General features: G+C 47.8%; 14 protein-coding genes, 1 pseudogene and 1 riboswitch. Of the genes and pseudogenes, 3 read left to right on the top strand and 12 right to left on the bottom strand.

The annotated features are described in order from the left end of the window. Positions 1–5 precede the first annotated feature (5 nt). A complete protein-coding gene (gene nikB / locus AC1VYS_RS01305) occupies positions 6–944 on the bottom strand; it encodes a nickel ABC transporter permease (RefSeq protein WP_221790165.1) in 939 nt (312 codons plus the stop codon). Between the two features lie 183 nt (positions 945–1,127). Further along, a riboswitch (cobalamin riboswitch) is annotated at positions 1,128–1,322 on the bottom strand. 105 nt (positions 1,323–1,427) lie between these two features. Beyond that, complete coding sequence (locus tag AC1VYS_RS01300) at positions 1,428–2,258, bottom strand: AraC family transcriptional regulator (RefSeq protein ID WP_482912693.1); 831 nt, start codon at positions 2,256–2,258, stop codon at positions 1,428–1,430. A 226-nt stretch (positions 2,259–2,484) separates the two neighbouring features. Here AC1VYS_RS01300 and melA point away from each other — a divergent pair, with 226 nt between their 5' ends. Beyond that, positions 2,485–3,783, top strand: a complete 1,299-nt coding sequence (melA, locus tag AC1VYS_RS01295) for an alpha-galactosidase (protein ID WP_482912692.1) — start codon at positions 2,485–2,487, stop codon at positions 3,781–3,783. Positions 3,784–3,935: 152 nt separating this feature from the next. Here melA and AC1VYS_RS01290 read toward each other — a convergent pair. Together AC1VYS_RS01290 and ytxJ are read right to left on the bottom strand one after the other, a co-directional pair. Beyond that, positions 3,936–4,151, bottom strand: a pseudogene (locus tag AC1VYS_RS01290) (winged helix-turn-helix domain-containing protein); the annotation flags it as partial. Between the two features lie 298 nt (positions 4,152–4,449). Then, positions 4,450–4,989 carry a bacillithiol system redox-active protein YtxJ gene (gene ytxJ, locus AC1VYS_RS01285; protein ID WP_482912691.1) on the bottom strand — a complete coding sequence of 180 codons (540 nt, stop codon included), beginning with the start codon at positions 4,987–4,989 and terminating at the stop codon, positions 4,450–4,452. Positions 4,990–5,213: 224 nt separating this feature from the next. Between ytxJ and AC1VYS_RS01280 the strand changes: the two genes are divergently transcribed. Then, a complete protein-coding gene (locus AC1VYS_RS01280; protein WP_482912690.1) occupies positions 5,214–6,125 on the top strand; it encodes a hypothetical protein in 912 nt (303 codons plus the stop codon). Positions 6,126–6,224: 99 nt separating this feature from the next. On the opposite strand, the gene AC1VYS_RS01275 is transcribed toward AC1VYS_RS01280, so the two are convergent. The 3 genes from AC1VYS_RS01275 to AC1VYS_RS01265 form a co-directional block, all read right to left on the bottom strand. Next, positions 6,225–6,731, bottom strand: coding sequence for an SMI1/KNR4 family protein (locus AC1VYS_RS01275; RefSeq protein ID WP_482912689.1), 507 nt, complete (start codon positions 6,729–6,731; stop codon positions 6,225–6,227). Between the two features lie 101 nt (positions 6,732–6,832). After that, on the bottom strand, positions 6,833–7,261 hold the full coding sequence (locus AC1VYS_RS01270) for a VOC family protein (protein WP_482912688.1): 429 nt from the start codon (positions 7,259–7,261) through the stop codon (positions 6,833–6,835). A gap of 268 nt (positions 7,262–7,529) precedes the next feature. Further along, positions 7,530–7,757 (bottom strand): DNA-binding protein, encoded by a 228-nt coding sequence (locus AC1VYS_RS01265; RefSeq protein WP_434748459.1) that lies wholly within the window; start codon positions 7,755–7,757, stop codon positions 7,530–7,532. Positions 7,758–8,041: 284 nt separating this feature from the next. Here AC1VYS_RS01265 and AC1VYS_RS01260 point away from each other — a divergent pair, with 284 nt between their 5' ends. After that, complete coding sequence (locus tag AC1VYS_RS01260; RefSeq protein WP_482912687.1) at positions 8,042–8,452, top strand: hypothetical protein; 411 nt, start codon at positions 8,042–8,044, stop codon at positions 8,450–8,452. Positions 8,453–8,631: 179 nt separating this feature from the next. Here AC1VYS_RS01260 and AC1VYS_RS01255 read toward each other — a convergent pair whose 3' ends face one another. The 5 genes from AC1VYS_RS01255 to AC1VYS_RS01235 form a co-directional block, all read right to left on the bottom strand. Next, complete coding sequence (locus AC1VYS_RS01255; RefSeq protein ID WP_482912686.1) at positions 8,632–9,504, bottom strand: sugar phosphate isomerase/epimerase family protein; 873 nt, start codon at positions 9,502–9,504, stop codon at positions 8,632–8,634. An 11-nt stretch (positions 9,505–9,515) separates the two neighbouring features. Beyond that, the gene (locus tag AC1VYS_RS01250; protein WP_482912685.1) at positions 9,516–10,391 is read right to left on the bottom strand and encodes a sugar phosphate isomerase/epimerase family protein; all 876 of its coding nucleotides are present in this window, start codon (positions 10,389–10,391) and stop codon (positions 9,516–9,518) included. 320 nt (positions 10,392–10,711) lie between these two features. Beyond that, positions 10,712–14,047: an alpha-mannosidase gene (locus AC1VYS_RS01245; RefSeq protein ID WP_482912684.1), complete on the bottom strand. Its 3,336-nt coding sequence runs from the start codon at positions 14,045–14,047 to the stop codon at positions 10,712–10,714. Beyond that, positions 14,044–16,371 (bottom strand): glycoside hydrolase family 3 N-terminal domain-containing protein, encoded by a 2,328-nt coding sequence (locus AC1VYS_RS01240; protein ID WP_482912683.1) that lies wholly within the window; start codon positions 16,369–16,371, stop codon positions 14,044–14,046. Before AC1VYS_RS01240 ends, AC1VYS_RS01245 begins: the two co-directional genes overlap by 4 nt. Before the next feature lie 43 nt (positions 16,372–16,414). Beyond that, a complete protein-coding gene (locus tag AC1VYS_RS01235; protein WP_482912682.1) occupies positions 16,415–18,640 on the bottom strand; it encodes a helix-turn-helix domain-containing protein in 2,226 nt (741 codons plus the stop codon). Between the last annotated feature and the right edge of the window lie 79 nt (positions 18,641–18,719).

Below are 18,719 nucleotides of genomic sequence, written 5' to 3'. Positions count from 1 at the left end.
ACCATCTACACATCCACATCCAGTTGAATGCGCGGATCGCGAAGATGTGTCCAGAGATCCACGATCAGATTCAGGGTGACATAGATGACTGCCATCCAGATTACATAACCCTGTATCAGGGGGTAATCGCGGGTGAAAATGGCATCCACCGCCATCTGTCCTACTCCCGGCCATACGAATAAACTCTCCACAATTGCTGCTCCGCCAAGTAGTGCTCCTGTTGTCATGCCTAGCAAGGTCACAATTGGCAACAGTGAATTGGGCAAAATATGTCGCCAAATAATCATTGATTCCTTCACACCTCTTGCTCTTGCACCCACTACGTAATTCTGGCTTGTCTCCTCCAGCATGACCGCACGAATCTGCCGGCTGTATTGGGCGATCAATGGAATCGCGAGTGTCGCAGCAGGCAGGATCAGGCTGTTCCAGCCGGAACTACCCATGACCGGCAGCAGCTTCAGCTGCACACCAAATACCAGCATCAGCAACATCCCCAGCCAGAAGCTCGGCATGGATAGACCGGCAAACGAAAACAGGCGAATCACATAATCCAGCCATTGATTCCGGCGTACAGCCGAAAGAACTCCGAGCGGAAAGGAAATCAAAATCACCAGAAGCATTGCGCTCCCGGTTAACTTGAGCGTTGCTGGAAGGCGGGCCATTAACACATCCAGCACTGGACGGTCATATTTATACGACGTACCAAAGTCTCCAGTGACTACTTGTCCCAGCCATGTGCCATACCGAACCAGAAATGGCTTGTCCAGCCCAAGCTCTGACCTCACCTGTCTGACCAGTTCATCCGAAGGTGTGACTCCGGTAGACATCAGCATCAGTCTGGCGGGATCTCCAGGAGACAGATACGTTAATAGAAATGTCAGGAAGGTGATTCCAAACAGAACGGCGACCAGTTGTAATAACCGTTTAACGATATATCTGCCCAATAATAAAACGCCCTTCCCGGTTTAATGCGCGTGTACGCCTTCATTTTCATTCCATTCAATACAAGCCAATTCAATCCAAAAAAGCGCCCTTCTCCGTTTCACGGGATAAGGACGCCTTAAATAAACAGATTTTCAGAAAAAATCATGCTCTTTAAACACCTTCCTATCTCCCGTAGGGTACTGCTGTGTTTGTCCAACCTGGCAGGTCTCCTGGCTCCAGTATCATTGCCATAACAGCTCCTTCCCGGTCTTCGTAAGACCAGTGGATATGCTGCCTGACTCCTCTGTTACAGTGGCGGGACCGCGCCGGCATCACACCGGACTTCCCTTTTAAGCTTCTACCCCAGCGGGTAGAGCACCAAGTTCCACGTATTCAATTCACTAAAATTTGGTATCTGTTACACTTCTGTATCAGTATAGCGGCATACGGAATAATGTTCAAAACTTTTCTTTCAAAATTTAAAATCATGATTGCGGCTAATCTCACACTCGCGAGCCCTTGGGTGACACCCCCGTCACACGTTTGAACATTTTGGAAAAGAGCAGCGGGTCGGTGTATCCAACGGAGTGGGCTACTTCACTCACAGACAGCATCGGGTTACGAAGCAACTCCGCTGCACGATTCATGCGATACTCCAGGAAAAAGGCTTGCAGTGACTTGCCGTATCGCTCTTTGAACAACCCCGATAAATACGTTCGATCCAGTCCTACCGCCTGTGCGATATCCAGAATGGAAGTACGCTGGCTATACCGGTTCTCCATAAACTGCACAGCCTGCCGAATATAAGTCTCTTTCGTCGAAAGGAGCGGATTTTCTTCTTCTTTGATCGGTGAGGATGCGATTAATGCCGCCATAAGTCGGTATAACAGACTTTGATGTAGCACATCCCCTCCTGCAACAGAGCTCGTTCCGGCCTGAAGCATCTCGTCATACAGCGCTGCCATCATATTCTTATCATGAGCAGTAAATACCGGGTGCTCCTCGCTTAACTGTGCACGTTGCATAAAAGCCTTCGCCTGTACACCTCTGAAGCCAAACCATGAATATGTCCAAGGCTCCTCAGCATCGGCCTCATAATGAATGACCGTGTCGGGTAATATGAGAAATCCTTGGCCCTCGCCCAGAGGATATTCCCGATCTCCCATATATACCGTACCATGACCCTCATGTACGTAATGCACAATATAGGAATCACGCACCCCCGGCCCCCAATAGTGGGCAGGATCACATGCCTCCCATCCATAAAATAACAAGACCAGTTCCATCTGCGTCCAGCCGGCAGAGACCACATTCATTTCCACTTTTCGACTCATGTTTCCCCTCCTTTTGACGATGAGGTTAAAGATATCTTAATGTGAGCTCACATATTCCCTTACCAGTACACACAATAAATTATAACAGGTAGAAGAGAGGAAATCTTGCTAAAAACGAAAACAAAAATGGGATTATGCCATATTTGAGAGGGTTTGAGCCATAGTGATATGGGCCTGTTCGGCCTATAGTTGGGGTACAACATTTTTCGGGAAGGATGAAGTTGAAATGAACAAAATTACGTTTCTCGGTGCAGGCAGCACCGTTTTTGTCAAAAATGTATTGGGTGATGTGATGATGACGGAGGCCTTGCAGGACTTTGAACTGGCCTTGTTTGATATTGATGCTGAACGTCTAAGTGACTCGGAGCGTTTGTTAAAAAGTTTGGCTCAGTCGCTAGGAAGCCGCTGTTCCGTTAAAACATACCATGATCGCAAGGAAGCGCTCCGCGGAGCTAAATATGTCATCAATGCCATTCAGGTGGGCGGATATGACCCGTGTACGATTACCGATTTTGAGATTCCGAAGAAATACGGCCTGCGTCAAACGATTGCCGATACGCTCGGCATTGGCGGAATCTTCCGTAACTTGCGTACCATTCCGGTGATGCTGGACTTCGCCAAGGATATGCAGGAAGTATGCCCGGATGCCTGGTTCCTGAACTACACGAACCCGATGGCTGTACTCACTAATGTCATGAACGTACATGGCGGAATTAAAACGATCGGTCTGTGTCACAGTGTACAAGTCTGCGTACCTCATCTGTTCGATACGCTGGGGATTGACCAGACGGGTGTCGTTGCTAAAATTGCTGGTATTAACCACATGGCCTGGTTGCTTGAAGTGACAAAGGATGGCGTCGATCTGTATCCTGAAATCAAACGTCTTGCGAGACAGAAACAGCAAGAGACCCATGACGATATGGTACGTTATGAACTCATGCATCGCTTCGGTTATTATGTCACAGAGTCCTCCGAACATAGTGCAGAGTATCATCCGTATTTTATCAAACGCAACTATCCGGAATTGATCGAACGTTACAACATTCCACTCGATGAATATCCTCGCCGCTGTGTGGATCAGATTAACGATTGGAAGGAAATGCGGGAGAAGCTGTTTGCGAGTGAAAATATTCAACACACCCGCAGCCATGAATATGCTTCGCATATTATGGAAGCGATGGAGACGAATCGCCCGTACAAAATTGGCGGTAACGTTATCAACAACGGACTCATCACCAACTTGCCGCGCGAAGCTTGTGTCGAGGTGCCTTGTCTGGTCGATGGTTCCGGCATCAGCCCAACGTATATTGGTGACCTGCCACCACAACTGGCAGCACTGAACCGTACCAATATCAACACCCAATTGCTCACCATCGAAGCCGCTATGACAGGCAAAAAAGAGCATATCTATCACGCGGCTATGCTCGATCCGCATACCGCTGCTGAGCTGTCCATGGACGACATCGTCGCGATGTGCGATGATTTGATTGAAGCCCACGGCGACTGGCTGCCAAAATTCTCATAATATAAGCATCAGGACGTACAAATGAAGATATGCAAACAGAATGTATAACCAGATGCATAACTAAGATATACAAAAAGAGCACCGTGCCTTTCGAAATTGAAGGGGACGGTGCTTCTTTTTCACTCTTTTTACTTTTTTCACTTACATTCAGATTACTCCGCAGGCAGTAGAAAACGATATCCAATCCCTGGTTCCGTCTGGATATAGGATGGCCGGGTAGGGTCTTCTTTTAACTTTTTACGCAAATGACCCACATAAACTCGCAAATAGTGGCTATCCGACTCATGATGATGCGCACCCCATACTTGCTGCAAAAGCTGGCGCTGGGTAATGACTTTGCCTGCATTCGAGGCCAACATCTTCAGCATTCATTTCAAACTGATCATAAAGATAGCTACCACCAAAATACAACAAGACTAGAATACCAACAACAATCAGGATCATAGTGAGCGCTCTTCTATTCATAAAACCTCCTTGAATTTCATCAGAATGGATTTTCTCCTTTAACAAATGGAATAAAAACAACATAAAAGGAGCCCATTAGAAACGCCCAGGAAATGAATGATTTGAAACGTTTCTTATAACAATGAAGCCAATAACCAAAAATCCTATACACTCCAGATATATTATCAATTGCTTTTTCCAAAGGGACATTCCCTCATCTCCCTACCCAAAAGGATTCTGCGCCCACTGCGTCAGTCGTTTTTTGGTGATATGTCCATGTGAAGTGTGTTTGATCGCCTGTCCCTGGTCGAGTAGCAGCACCTGCGGCGATTCATGGCGAACCTCGGTTTCTTCCGCAATGTGACGGGATAACGGACGGTTCTCGATGACTTTCACTATACGATATTCCATCGTCTGTTTCGGATCGGATGCATTCGTGCCGACAAAAGCCATAAACTCTCTATATGCTCGTGCACTGACGGGACAAGTTGTGCTGTGCTTCAGCAGCAGCACCGGATGCTCCTGCGAATGTTGAAGCACCTCTTGCCAATCCTCCAGTTTATGCAATTCCAGCACATGCTCGCTTAACATGTCATGGGAGTCAGCGCCTGTACGTTTACCGACCACCGAACCGATTACAACACCAAGAGCGACGCCAAAAGCAATGCCCAGTCCGAACTGCCCGGTAGCTGTACCAAAGCTTGCACCAAGTGCCACACCCACGCCGAGCCAAAGTGCTTGATGGTTAACTTTTTTCTCCACTATAATCATCCTTTCTCCGAGTATGTATTGGTTCTATATAAGTTAAATTTTATCGACACAAAGAATGTGATAACAGAGTTCACATCTATATATTTGGTTCAAATTATAGCACAGCCTCGCACCTAAGCTTTCACAATCTGCATCTTTCGGGTACATAATTGTGATACACTGATGGTAATTTGGAAACGATGAACATAAGAGCAACTGAAAGGCGGAAATTCAATATGACATACGCTTTTACGATTGAACCACCGGATTATTATGCACTGGACAACGAAGACGAGTTAATTGCCAAGTGTCAGGAGTGGGGCCTCATTTCGGCCAAAGCGACCAAACTCAAAACGTTCTATTATAAAGGAAACGGACTGAACCTACCCTGCACGATTCTAGGGTTTGTAGATCACATGACGGCTGTAATTGAATTGGATAATGGAAAAAAACACTGCATTCATCCTTCCTATCTGAAAGAGATGCAGGCTTCTGGTTACAGTACTAGAGGATTAAGCGGAGCTGGATCAGAAGCAAGCATGGAACAGGATGCCGCAGGGCAAAGTACTGAGACAGCTGCTGTTGATGAATCGTTAGCATCTGCAAGCACTAGATCTACGGATGCACAAGCTCCTGATCTTGCTGATCCACCAGTTAAGGACGACTCTCCTGCCAAGCTGTATGATTCAGAGGATGACATGGATGAATCAGATTCATTCTCTGGTCTCAAAGGTGATCCTGACGGATTGGTGGAGGAATACACCGGCCCTCAGACAGGTGCCAGTACCGAAACGTCTTCGGGAGCCAAACCGAAAACCAAAGCTGCCCCAAAAACGAAAGCCGTTAAAATCGACTTGCCGGATGGCAAAGTGAAGATGAGCGCAGTGGTGAAGGAGTTTACGACTGTACCGAATCATTTCTCGGACAATGACGATGAGGTCATCATCTATGAAGCGTTAACGATCACCGAGCCCGAAGTGATTGAAGTTGGCGAAGCCTGGTCAAGTCACAGTGCAACGATGAAAAAGCATGAACTGGAGGTCGGTGATGTGCTTACTTTTGAAGCCAAGATCATCAAGAAAAAGCTGACCCGCAATCCGGTACCATACAAAATCAACAACCCATCCAAGATTCAGAAGGAAGATTAGTCTATTTAAAAAAAGAACCCTAAAAACCTCCACGCTGCAGTAAGCAGCAGCTGGAGGTTTTTGGCGAGAAAGCTTGTTATACGGGCAGCAAACCTGCCATTATTCAGAAGAACGGCGATCCGTTTTCCAATACCAGAACTTCGTTCCTTGAGAAATCACAAACCGTTCCAGCCAAATTTCAAAGTTACTGTAGAAGCGACCTGCAGCTTCGGCAGGATCAAAACTCTCACCAAGAAGCAGATACTCCATATTACCAGATTCCCATCGATCCAAATCAATGATAATTTGATCATCAAGGATATTAGCAACGACAATCTTACGGTCAGACGCCTCGTTATAATAAATAACATCCTGTGCCGAGTATAAGAAGTTTTCTCCTCCATACTCAGGATGTTCAAACAGGGATGCACCATTGCAGATTCGTAGAAATTTGATGTAGTCTGGAGGCAGTGGGATAGAGAAAAAATCGGAGAGGTCTCTGATCTTCTCCTCCGAAGCACCCGGTTTAAATTTATGTATAGCCGTCATTCTTCCAGACGGAGTAAGTATCACTGTACGACCTTCGTTTTGCTCAGACCATGCTTTAAAGTCCTCGAACACCTTCATCTACACCACTCCTCACACCAAAAAACTGACTTCACAAAAAGTCTGTAAAGTCAGTTTACCAGATAAACACCTTGCATTCACAATAGATTTATCGAATATAACTATACTTGTCCAGGAGTTGCACTGATTTGGAACTGCACGCCAAATTTATCAGTAACATTACCGTAAGCCGGGCTCCAGAAGGTTTCTTGAATCGGCATATTCACTTTACCGCCCACTTCAAGTTTACCGAAAATATCCTTCGCTTGCTCTGCCGTGTCCGTATTAACCGTTACCGTGATGTTATCTCCAATCGTGTGTGGCATACCAGGAAGCGTATCAGATAACATCAGTACCGAACTGCCAATTTGCAGAGAAGCATGCATAATCCAGTCCTTGGCCTCTGGTGGGATTGGATGATCCGGACTGGAGGGGCCTTCTCCAAAAGTCTGCATCGCGAGCACTTCCGCACCAAATGCCTCTTTGTAGAACTCGACAGCTTCACGCCCGTTACCATTGGTGACAAGGTACACATTCAAGTTAATTGCCATGGATTGTTCATCTCCCCTGAGTTCATGTAATTATAGGCCAGGTCACTTGCGACATGAGTATATAGGAACGGATTGGCTTTTGACAAGCATAAACTTCCACTCTAATCGGTGACCGTTACAGAGCTATATTTCCCAACATCTTCTTCTCTGATTCCCCTCTCTATTCAAGAAAAAAGCCACTCTCCCGAGTACTGCCCGGTAAAATGGCTATAAACGTTCTATTTAGTTATTACCCTTGTCGTGTACGACTGCGTGCCGCTTCCTATATCTATTGTGCTTGCAAAATGCGATCAATTTCACTTTTTAACAAAAGGTATCGATGCACACTTCTCATAATGGGTACCTTGGTGAGTTTGTTTTTATCCACGTATAACTTCATCTGGTCTTTACTCAGTCCCAACAGGCTTCCCGCCTCAGTTACCGTCAGTACCACTTCGGGATTCGTTGCGTTGAACGTCTTTTTCACCTTTTGATTCCAGTCCTCAAATACCTGCATAGATTCACGATCTCTCCTATCCATAGCCAGTTATTTTCAGGCTGCGTATATTCAGTATAGCATACTTGTGATTATCGTCACTTATTCCTCTTTATGGCACTACTAAATTATCTCCTAATTCATACACTTCATATGACAAAATGTAGGGAGGGGAGAAGCTGAACTCACTCATTATCATCTGACATGTATTCACAATTCGGATCATTTTTCGATCATTTTCACATGGAATTAAATGGATTTTTATGTTAGTGTTTGTTTATTCCATCTTAAGGAGAAGATCAAGCTTGAAGAAGATTCTGAAGGCAGCACTTACCTTTACTTTAATACTTAGTTTGAGCATCGCATCTGTAGCTACGGCATCATCCGAAACAACAGATCAGAATACATCGGAGAAATTTACAGAGGTACAAACATCCGGGACAGCAAAAGCTAGAGTAGGAAAATATCAAGGCGATGCAACCATCATTATGGACGAAGAAGGAAATCAATTTACGCTAGGCGAGCTAAAAGCCTTAACAAATGTAATATTGCCTGATGATACAAACAAATATGGTACTGTTGATAACAATAGCATTATTATTTCTCCGCATCATGATCTAGTCATTCCTCTTGCATCGGCGTACGGCCATCCGTTGCCTTATTATCAAAAGAACTGGACCAAAGTTAATTGCTATGGATATATAGTAAAAAACTAAACTACCCTATGTAACTAATCCCGGAAATGCCGGATCGTTTATCAAGTGTTATGGATGCTAAGTGAGTGTATTACTATGTAAAATTTATTTTCATAATTCAAACAAACGGCGCTTATCTATGAGATAAACGCCTTCTATTATTTAATCAATGTCGTTCATACCTAAGGGACCACATTCTTTTATGTTTCATCCCAGAAACGACGCAGATTGTCCATGGCGATTTTGGAAGCGGCTTTGCATTCCTCCATGCCTTCGAACTCCACCGTGATATTGCCATCGTAACCGGAATCTTTAATCAGCTTGACGATTTTACGGATGGGGATATCACCTTGACCCACGATCGCACCGCGCAGGAAGTTACCATAGGTTGTGGTAAACCACTCCCCTTCCCCCGGATGCTCGTCATACGGACGGAAGTAGAAGTCTTTGAAATGAATGAGCGAAGCGTACGGCAGATTTTTTATCACACCGATAATCGGGTTTTCGTCTACACACATGAAGTTGCCAATATCCAGCGTTGTTTTGAAATTCGGCCGATCTACGGCATGCAATACTCGCTGAACCCGATCACTAGCCTGCACACTGAACCCATGATTCTCAATCGTTGTGATCATCCCGTACTGTGCAGCATAATCGGCAATGATCTGGCTTCCCCTAACCATCAACGGCAGATGCTGTTCAAACCAGGCAATGGTCGTGCTTTCCTTGGGCAGCTTGAATGCAGTAACGTCGTGGCGCAGATGCCTGACACCCATCCGGTGTGCGACATCCACATGTTTTTTGACCCGAGCCATCTCTTCTTCAAAAGCCTCTTCCGTCTCCTGCACAAAGTTGGCTGGCATCGAATAGTTCGACAGTTCAATCCCAGCTGCTTCGGCGCGCTCCCGAATCGCATCCGCCAGTTCATGATTATCCTCCACCGTGTATCCGTAGGGAACCATCTCCATGTGCTCGCCGCCGTTCGCTGCAATCCAGTCGATTACATCCAGTACCGTCATGGCTCCCGAATTCAGATCATTCAACAAACTGTACGTGCTCAGACCTACCTTCATCCGCTCCACTCCTATCGATATTGTTTGATGAACTGCACGGCTTTGCGAATGTCCACTTCCGGTTGGTCTCCCACTTCGCGCTCAATGGTTAGATACCCTGTATAACCAATCTCCTGCAGCGCGGCAAAATAAGCATCAAAATCAACAGCTCCCTCGCCCAGTGGCACTTCGCGGAAAAAGGCGCCGGAAGCTACCATTTCGGCAATTTTCTCATGATCCATCGGAGCATAACCCACCGCACCGTACACGTCCCGTGGATCGACCTCTTTCAGACGCAAGCCATCCTTCACATGTGTATGCACGATATAATCCTTGAGTAGCTTAACACCCTGTACCGGATCATCTCCTGTCACCATCACCATGTTTGCCGGGTCAAAATTGACCGACACCCCGTTCGTGGAGAGGGTATCCAAGAAACTTTTCAGATCAGCAGCCGTTTCCGGCCCCGTCTCGATGGCAAAGTAAGCTCCGACACTTTTGGCGTACTGTCCCAGTTCTTCACATGCAGCGTGCAGTGTTTCGTATACTTCGGAAGAAGGATCATGTGGAACAATACCGATATGTGTGGTCACAATATTTGTGCCCAGATCAAGAGCAAGATCAACAATTCGTTTAGACTTTTCCACTTTCCATGCATTGTCTTCCTTCACTTGAAAGCCGTGACCGCCCAGATCACCAACCAAGGCTGAGATCTCCAGACCCAAACCATCTATGTAGCCGCGAAGCTCTTTACGAGCCGCCAGCGACAGATTTTCCGGGTCCATCTCTCCCTTCACCGCGTAGATCTGCACGCCTTCTGCACCTGCATCCTTGGCTTTCAACAGCCCTTCCCGTACACCTACGCCAAAACTGTCAACAATTACACCGATTTTATTGGTTAATTTCATGTCGTACCTCCCATGAGATTCAATGAGTTATGCTGCTCTTTGACGTTTCAATCCATCGTGCATCCGTGAATTCAAAAATCATGCTATATAAGTTGAACTAAAGGTTTTTTACACGGAACACTCCGATGACAGAATAACCTTCCAATCGCTGTTATCCCCAGATTTTTTTGATTCCCTTTTCCAAAGGGAAAAATCCGGTGATAAAGGCGAAGCCTATGCTTCCGATGCAGCTTTCTTACAGAAAGCTTGTAGCTTCGCTTTTTCAGGTTTTTTCTGTCCTCTCCGTTATAGTGTAAATGAATAGTTCAACTTAAATGGTATTAGCTCAAATAGACAAGCTTTACCGACTTGATTTCATATGGTTTAAACGTCAGTTTAAACGTTCCACCCTCGCAAATGATCGGCTCAAGCTCATCTTCCAACAAATTGATTATGGATGCACTCACATTTGGTTCATTCCACTGTATCTTTACAGTCTCCCGGCCTCCGCTCGATTCATAGAAACGCAGTACCGTTCCTGATCCGTCTTCCGACACCTTAATCGTATCCAAAATGACATGTTTGCTGTGGAACTGAACCCAGCTGTGTTCCGAAGGTTTTACACCCGTATGTGGTTTGGCTGCAGCCGCCTGTACCGGATGATTCAGTTCCATCGCACGTTGCACCACATTTGCCTGACGCCAGTCTCCTGCATGTGGCAGTACCGAATACGTGAATTCATGCTGCCCTTGATCGGCATGTACATCAGGCCATTTTGGTGCTCGCAAAAGTGAAAGACGAATCGTGCGATCCTTAATGTCGTAGCCATACTTGCAATCGTTCAACAAACTGATACCACTATTGCCCTCCGAGAGATCAGCCCAGCGATGCCCGCACACCTCAAACTGCGCCCGTTCCCAACTTGTATTGTTATGCGTTGCCCGTTCCAAGGCACCAAACGGAATCTCATAGGTTGCTTTAGCCGCCACCAAATCTGCTGGGAACGCCACCTTGAGCAGCTTGTGACTTTCATTCCAGTCTACCCGAGTTTTAAAATCAACGCGCCGCTGATGATGAAACAAAATTACATCCTGGCTAATCTCGGATTCATTCAGCTTCCAGCGGAAACGCAGTACATCCTGCACAGGGCCGCGCTGCACAATCTCTCTGGAGATCAGCTGTACAGCACCTGCCCGCTGAGATTCGAACCTTGGGTCTATATCCCATGCGTCCCAATACGTCGGTTTGTCATGGAAAAACTGCCACTCATTCGCTCGGTCACCCGGCCTCAACCATTCACGCTCTACAGTCTTGTCATACCATCTTGTGATCTCACCCAGGTCGTTGAATTCGAGCAAATAGAACTCGGTTTCCCAACATGCAGGTATCTGCTCAAGCCTAGTTGCCTTTTGGATCGCTGAACCCACTTCTAGATCTGCATTTGTTGTTCTTTTCCCTACTTGGATGTCGCCCTCACCTGTTGCTCCTAATGCGCTATCCGCTCCCTGTTCTACGGTTACCGCTATTTCTCCTTTTGTATGTCGTTCTACTTCTTCTGTCTCGCGCAACCATATGGTGGTATACCCGAAGGCAGGAACCGAAGGAACAAGAACATGCAGGCTAACTCTATTTTCTTGCTCTTCCCGCTCTACCTCGCTAATTAAACGATTTCCATACCGATCATATGCCGCCAAGCCATCCCAATCCGTATCCCCTGCGATACAGATTACTTCACTCCGCTCCCAGCCAAGACTGTTGAATACAACGTACGGCTTACCTGATACTTCATTCGTTGCAATGTTATCCGTGATCGCATCGAGTGACCCCTGTAGCACGTCATCACCAAGCGCAAACACCTTCGTATACTCCTCAGCAGAAGTTACATATACTTCGGGAATCGATGTACCTGGAATAATATCATGGAACTGATTCAACATGATCAGCTTCCAGCCTTCATCAAGCACTTCCTTGTGATCCAAGCTCCGGCCGCGATTCTGATCCCACTGGCTCCAGATTTCTGCTTCGCGATAGAGCACCTCGGCCTTACGGTTGCTGCGTTTATTTCGCGCATGGGTGGTATACGTACCGCGATGCAGCTCCAGATACAGATCACCATGCCACTTCGGCAGTGTTGGTTTACTTGCTGCAATGCCTTCAAAAAATGCTCCAGCCGTGCTGAATTGACTGATCGGCTGCCCTGCCATCAGGTGAGAACGCTTGGCAAACTCCACCATTTCATTCGTCACACCGCCACCACCATCGCCGTGCCCATAAAGCAGCATCTGCTCTGCATGAACGTCTTTTTGCTTATAGGACTGCCAGTGTTCATGCACATCTTTGGGACGCGTGTGTTCGTTTACACCATGATTCAGGTAAGACAGCACCGAGGTACCGTCTATCCCCACCCAGTCGAACAGATCATACGGAAACACATTCGTATCATTCCAGTTTAGTTTGGTCGTCATAAAATAAGGAATGTCCGCAAGCCTCAGAATCTGAGGCAGTGATGCACAGTATCCAAACGTATCCGGCAGCCATTCAATATTTGAACGTTTGCCAAATTCCGACTGATAGAACTGCTGTCCGTACAAAATCTGGCGCACCAAGGACTCGCCGCTCGGAATATTCAGATCCGGTTCCACCCACATGCCACCAACAAGTTCCCAACGTCCTTCGGCAATTCGTGTCTTCACCCGTTCATACAGCTCGGGATAACGCTCCTTTACAAAAGCATATAATTGAGGCTGGCTCTGGGAGTACACAAAATCCGGGTAAGTATCCATAAGCGTACACATCGTAGAGAACGTTCGGCTCGATTTGCGCACGGTTTCCCGCACAGGCCAGAGCCAAGCCACATCAATATGAGACTGTCCAACCAGATGCATAAACCCGCTTCGATGCTGCTCCGGGTCTTCCCTCTCCACGGTCTGGGCGATTCTCTGCTCCAGCTCGTGCAGCCACACACCATCCTGCCAGCGTCCCGGATCATGGTACATTTCATCCATCACCTGATGGACAGCCCGAACCAATGTTGTGCGTTTCAAATCCTTCTCCGGTAAAGCATGCAGCGATTCTGAAAGTACCATTATGCTGTACATCAGGCTCTGCAACGGTTGATTCACATGCACCAGCGCCGCTCGTATCCCCTGAATCGGGGGCTGAATTACCGCTTGCCGATTCAAGGGATCATGCGGTTCAGGGATGGGATCATACAGCTCGATCTCCAGCTGTGGCGAGATTCCCACACGTTCTCTTGGAAGAGGTACGAAGGTATGGTTACGGTCCAGCCCGTGATAAGGCACGCCGTTGACCTTCAACAATCCTTCCCCACCCGCTTCAAAAACAAATCCAATCGCTTGCCCCTGCCACGTCTCAGGAATCTGTACTCTTTTGCTCAGAAAATACGTCGTTCCGTGTGTACTGTTCAAGGGATTCAGGGACTGTTGTAACGCCCGGCCTGCTTCTTGATCCAATCGCCCAGTTCCAACTTCATGCTGGTGGTCAGGCTGCTGTTTATCTATATGCTCATGTCCCTGTTCAGATCTGTCCCACTGCTCATACTCGTATTCTCCTGGCCGAATATATAGAGCGCGCTGCAACTGCCAATCGGGAAGCTCAACGACTTCCAGCCACTGCTTCTGCTTCAAATCTTCGATAAACCGCTGAATTCGAATCATACCTTCACCTCCACCTGCTGTACATGCAGACTGCAAGCCGTCCAGTCCGCAGAGCTGCGTCCAACCATCAGCTTGAATTCACCCGGTTCCACCACAGACTGGAGACGGGAGTCGATCAGTGCGAGATGTTCCTTTTGTACAGGAAACGTTACGGTTCGGGTCTCTCCCGGCTCCAGATGGATTTTACTGAAACCTTTCAGGGCAATTTCGGCCCGGGTAACGGAAGCCGACACATCGCTAATGTACAGTTGCACGACCTCTTTGCCTGCCACGGCACCTACATTCGTCACTTCGACCTGCACCTGCGTCTCTTCGTCTGGTCCAATTACTTCCGGTGTCACTCGAACATTGTCATACTTGAAGTCTGTGTAGCTCAGCCCATGTCCGAAGGCATATTGCGGCGTAAGATCCATCTCCAAATACCGTTTGCCGCGCGTCCGTTTCGCATGATAGTACACGGGAAGCTGACCTTCATGCTTTGGAATGGAGACGGTCAATCGTCCCGATGGATTCACATCCCCGAACAGTACATCTGCGATGGCACTGCCCCCTTCCTGCCCCGGATACCATGCTTCAATAATGGCCGGAATGTGCTCATCGATCCAGGGTTCGGCAATGGGGCGCCCGTTAATATACACCACAACGACCGATTTCCCCAGTTTATGTATTTCCTGCACCAGTTCCAGTTGCACACCCATCAGGTTCAACGAAGAACGGTCAATGCCTTCCCCGCACTCCATATCATTCCACGGATCATTGGTTACCACGGATGCTCCTGTTCGCAGATCAATCGTACCTTCGCCGAAATCACGCGCACTCGATCCACCCATCACCATAACAATGACATCAGCCTGCTCTGCACATGCCAGCGCCTGCGCAAAACCTTCTCTCGAATCCCCCTTGATCCGGCATCCGGGTGCATACAGCACCTGATCAGTATCCGTCCCAACGAGTTTGCGTGTGATACCATCCAGCACCGTCACAATCTGCTCCCGTGGCTGCGGTGAAGTATAGTCTCCGAGCTGGTTATAGATATGGTTGGCGTTCGGCCCGATCACGGCCAGTTTGATTCCCTGAGTAGCGAGCGGAAGCACATGTCCTTCATTTTTCAACAGGACAATTCCCTCTTGTGCCACCTCCCGTGCGAGCCCGACATGCTCTTCACACCCGATAACCTTTTCTGCAAAATCAGGATCAACATACGGCTGCTCAAACAAACCAAGCCTGAATTTCATCTCCAACACCCGTCGCACCGCCAAATTTAGTTCTGCCTCTTCCAGTAAACCTTGTTCAAGCGCCTGTGCCAGATGTTTGCGGTACATGAATCCAGACATCTCCATATCTACACCTGCCCGAAGGGACTGTGCCACAGCCTGCTCTCCATTCTCTGCCGTATTGTGTCCGTTCACCAGCATCTGGATCGCCCCAAAATCAGTAATGACAAATCCGTCAAAACCCCACTCTTTCCGCAAAAGATCATGAAGCAGGTACGTACTGGACGTACACGGCATGCCATCGATCTCGTTATAGGCCGTCATGACCGAGCAGGCCCCGGCTTCCACCGCTTGTTTGAACGGCAGCAGGTCAATTTCATGCAACTCACGCATTCCCATATGCACTGGTGCCGCGTTGCGTCCTCCCTCTGAACTGCCGTACGCTGCAAAATGTTTAAGTGTCGCTACCACCGTCCGGTCGGAATCAAGACGATCTCCCTGCAATCCATAGATGGCTTCTACGGCAAACTGCCCGATGAGATAAGCGTCTTCGGCAAAACATTCCTCCGTTCGTCCCCATCTCGGGTCACGCACAACATCAAGCACCGGAGAATACGTAGCTGCACCGCCTTGACTCCGGGTTTCCACAGCGATCGCCTCGCACATCCTGCGATATAACTCTGTATTCCACGTACTTCCTACCGTGAGCGGTACGGGAAAGACCGTTGCACCAATGGCCATATGCCCGTGGGAGCATTCTTCTCCAAACAAAATCGGAATGCCTAACCGGGAATGTTCTATCGCATATTGCTGAATCACATTCGTAGCGACCGCGCCTTGCCGCGGTGTCAGACCTGTCTCCAACGTCACTTCCGTCCATGGATCTGCCCTGAGTACACCGTACAACGAGCCGACACCACCCAGCGCCATGTCCGCCTCGAACTCTTCGGTTACCCGTACCGTACCGTCTGCCGCTTTCGTGTACGTTTTCCATCCCATAGGCTGGATCAACTGTCCGATCTTCTCTGCCGTGGTCATTCGTTCGAGCAGATCCTGTACCCGCTCCTGAATGGGAAGCGATGCATCTTTGTAGCCTGTTTGCGTTTGCATGTGCACATTCTCCTCCTGCCTGTGAATTGGTCGTGCGAGGACCTTACATGGCCTTGCGATAGTCGCTTGGAGCCATTCCGACGACATTTTTAAAAGCGCGGTTGAAGGAATTGTAGTTGGTATAGCCCACTTCCTCACTGATCTCCTGAATGGCTTTGTCCGTCTGTTGCATGAGCTGTTTGGCTTTTTCGATCCGGTGACTGATGAGCAGATCCACGAATTTCTCCCCGATCTCATCTTTGAAAAGCTTGCTCAGATACTTCGGATTGATATCGAACAGATCACTAAGGTAATTCAGCGACAGATCGGGATTGTTGTAATGCTCTTCGATATATTTGCGAATCTCCAGAATATGTGACCGATGTTTACGAGAGCATTGCAGTGTCTCCATCTGCTGCGCCAGTTCCCGGAACCCTTCCAGACACAGCTCGCGCAGATCATCCAGCGTCTCCCAACCTTCCAGCCGTGGCAACAATGGCGTAAATATCGCCGCCCATGACTCCTGATATTCACGCGGAAGCTCGGCAAATTCACGATTATAATGCTGGAATAACAGCTGAACCGTGTTCATAATCTCCTGACGAGACAGAACAGACTCGCGAATCTGCTTAAACAGCCGTTCAAAATGCTGTTCCCAAATATCGTCTGACAGCCGCATCGCCTGCACGAGCAAGGAGATGGTTTTAAGAAACTCATACACATCATTCGTCGAACTCGGTACATCTCCGCACGGTATGATCTGATTGGTGCCCAGTACTGCCTTGTACTCCAGAGCGTGTACAGCCTCTTTAAGCGAAGCCCGAAGCCCGCGAATATCTACAGCAACCCGGCCCACACCAATCGTTACGGTAAAGTTCAAATACTGACCCACCTGATCCAGATAACTGCTGAGCAAACGTTGCTCTGTCTCTTCCGACTGTTCCGCCTCAGGTAGCCAGAGGATGGCATACAATCGCTGACTCGAGACCCACTCTGCCCATACCTCGGTTCCTTCTTGCCTTGCACTTTCCTGCAAAATGCTCGACAGCACAAATTTCAGGAGAGCTTGATCCTGCTGATGATACTCATCCACAAACACATCGTATCGATCCATCTCCACCACCATCACAGCCCAGCGATGCTCTAATTCAGGGAGTTTGAACTTGCTCATCTCCGCAGACAACTCATGACATGTGTAATCCCGCGTACCTTCCAGCAGTTCCTGAAAGAAGACCTTCTTCTGCAAAATCAGATTCTCTTCATGCTCCTCCTGATATTGCTTCGTCTGGTCGATCATGCGCTCCAGCGTGGTATGAATGAAACGGAATTCATTCTCTTTGCCATAGTTCAGTGCAGACGGTTTCTGTGAGGAGACAGTCTGAATCAGGGTAACAATCTGCTGGATCGGTTTATAGTTTCTGCGCGTCACATAGACGACCCACACAACCCCGATCAGCACAACAGCAACAGCGAAAATAAACCAGATATTATAAAATTGCAGCGTAAACTTGATAATTTTCCCGTTATTTAGCCCCGTCTGTACCTTCCAGCCACTATAGCTGGACGTGAATTCAGAGAAAACCTCTCCCGAAGCGGAAGCTGGCTTGGAAGCAAGCATCTCAGCATCAGGCGTACCACCATGCCAAAGACTTCCCCCGGATCGGTTATAGATGTTCACAAACGTAAATTCAGGGTCGTACATCTGCATAATGGATTTTTGCAGCGTATTCAACTCCACGTTGGTCACCACAAGGCCTCTACCGTTCCCGACATTCCGAACAACCGTAATGACCTGCTCCGCCGATTGGGAAGGAAACGCCTTGAATGATCGTGCACCGACCCACTTCTGCTCATCCTTCATCCGGCTGTCTGCAATAAAGGCTGCATCGGGGAATTCGTTAATCGGAACAGCCTTGCCATTGCTAAAAACGGTGTTATCGCTGTACCTGACCAGGTAGATCGAGTCGATCAGCGGGTATTCTATCTTCAATTCATCGATAACCTTAATGGCCTGAATGCCGGCATAGACATCCTCGCTGCCAGATACCGAGAAATAGTTTTTCAGATTCGAGTTGGTCAAAATCTCGCGCAGTACCTTGAAATCAATGGACCGCAAGGAATTATCCAGATACTGTGTCACCTGTGAAGCCAAAAATTCATTGGCCTTGAGCGCTTCCCTTCGGTTCTGCTCATTGAATACCTGAAAGAAAATAAAAAATAAAATCGTCGTCACAATAAAAAAAATAGGCAAATACGATAACAGCAAACGTCTGAACCAATTGTTGTTCATCTCCGCGCCCCCCACCAATCCATTTCATGTTGCATGACGACAAACCACTTGCACCTTGCCTCTGTTCACAAAGTTTTCA

This window comes from Paenibacillus sp. G34 (assembly GCF_056856875.1).
This window is presented reverse-complemented; position numbering and strand designations above follow the sequence as displayed.

Coding starts and splice junctions, on each gene's coding strand:
- AC1VYS_RS01275 (WP_482912689.1), bottom strand. CDS start 6,731: ATGAAGGTGTTCGAGGACTTTAAAGCATGGTCTGAGCAAAACGAAGGT.
- AC1VYS_RS01235 (WP_482912682.1), bottom strand. CDS start 18,640: ATGAACAACAATTGGTTCAGACGTTTGCTGTTATCGTATTTGCCTATT.
- AC1VYS_RS01250 (WP_482912685.1), bottom strand. CDS start 10,391: ATGAAATTAACCAATAAAATCGGTGTAATTGTTGACAGTTTTGGCGTA.
- melA (WP_482912692.1), top strand. CDS start 2,485: ATGAACAAAATTACGTTTCTCGGTGCAGGCAGCACCGTTTTTGTCAAA.
- AC1VYS_RS01245 (WP_482912684.1), bottom strand. CDS start 14,047: ATGATTCGAATTCAGCGGTTTATCGAAGATTTGAAGCAGAAGCAGTGG.
- AC1VYS_RS01300 (WP_482912693.1), bottom strand. CDS start 2,258: ATGAGTCGAAAAGTGGAAATGAATGTGGTCTCTGCCGGCTGGACGCAG.
- AC1VYS_RS01240 (WP_482912683.1), bottom strand. CDS start 16,371: ATGCAAACGCAAACAGGCTACAAAGATGCATCGCTTCCCATTCAGGAG.
- AC1VYS_RS01265 (WP_434748459.1), bottom strand. CDS start 7,757: ATGCAGGTATTTGAGGACTGGAATCAAAAGGTGAAAAAGACGTTCAAC.
- AC1VYS_RS01280 (WP_482912690.1), top strand. CDS start 5,214: ATGACATACGCTTTTACGATTGAACCACCGGATTATTATGCACTGGAC.
- AC1VYS_RS01270 (WP_482912688.1), bottom strand. CDS start 7,261: ATGGCAATTAACTTGAATGTGTACCTTGTCACCAATGGTAACGGGCGT.
- AC1VYS_RS01255 (WP_482912686.1), bottom strand. CDS start 9,504: ATGAAGGTAGGTCTGAGCACGTACAGTTTGTTGAATGATCTGAATTCG.